The organism is Oleiphilus sp. HI0086, from assembly GCF_001635225.1.
The window spans coordinates 1-945 of sequence record NZ_LWFZ01000201.1; the positions used below are offsets into that span (position 1 = coordinate 1).

General features: G+C 42.9%; 1 protein-coding gene and 1 pseudogene. One reads left to right on the plus strand and one right to left on the minus strand.

The genetic code is table 11. From position 1 onward, the window contains the following. Positions 1 to 598: outer membrane beta-barrel protein (locus A3756_RS02755; RefSeq protein ID WP_068552880.1), on the plus strand; the 598-nt coding region annotated here is incomplete at its 5' end. A gap of 37 nt (positions 599 to 635) precedes the next feature. Here A3756_RS02755 and A3756_RS27090 read toward each other — a convergent pair. Next, positions 636 to 945, minus strand: a pseudogene (locus A3756_RS27090) (23S rRNA (guanine(2445)-N(2))/(guanine(2069)-N(7))-methyltransferase); the annotation flags it as partial.

The following is a 945-nucleotide window of genomic DNA, read 5'->3' on the forward strand; positions in this document are numbered from 1 at the left end:
CTTATCTGTCGGTCTTTCTTTGAACGAATTCAACAGGCTCAACCTTAATCTCGTCCGCTCTGACAGCGTATCTTACGAAGATAGAACTGAAGGCTCTCCGGTTTTATCATTCAGCGGCCTTACTGCACAAACCTACGGCCTTAGCGTTATTTATGGTAGCTACCTAGATGACACTTTCAAAGCAGAGTTTCGTTACGGCAAGGGAATCAAAGAAGACACGCTTAAAGGAGCAAAGGATGTCAACCTAGATCATTGGATTGCGACATATATGGGAGCCGAGCAAGAGATTACAGATTATTTTAATGCTTACGCACTACTTGGACTATCTTACTACCGAGCAGATGTAACGCGTCATGAAGTTATTAGAACCGTCTCGGAAAGTGCTATTTCTAACGCGGAATCAGCGGTTCAACCCAGCCCATTCGTGGCCGAGTCACATTTATTTAAAACGAACTTCAGTTTAAGCTGGATTATCGGAGGAGACTATAAGCTGAGTGATCAGTGGTATTTATCCTTTGAATACGGTCGTTTGCTCAAGGACACTGATACGAATATCGAAATAGATCAGTACAGTACCTACCTAAAGTTTGAATTCTAAGGATAAGCCCACTACTCAAACCGACTAAGCAAATTTCCTAGCCGCGCTCTATTTTCCAGCATTGGTGAATATGACTATTGCGCTCAAAATCTTTATCCACTGACATTTTGGTAAAGTCTGTGACCTTATAGTTTGCGCTCAAGCCTGGATCAAGCTTAAACCTTCGCAGGTTATTCGAGAAAACCAGCACCCCCTTTTCAGACAGCAAGCTCATACACTGCTCTATGAGTACGACATGATCACGCTGAATATCCAGCACCCCCTGCATTCGTTTAGAATTAGAGAAGCTCGGTGGATCTAGAAAAATCAGATCAAAACTGGCTTTTTGTTCCTGTTGTGACTTTAGC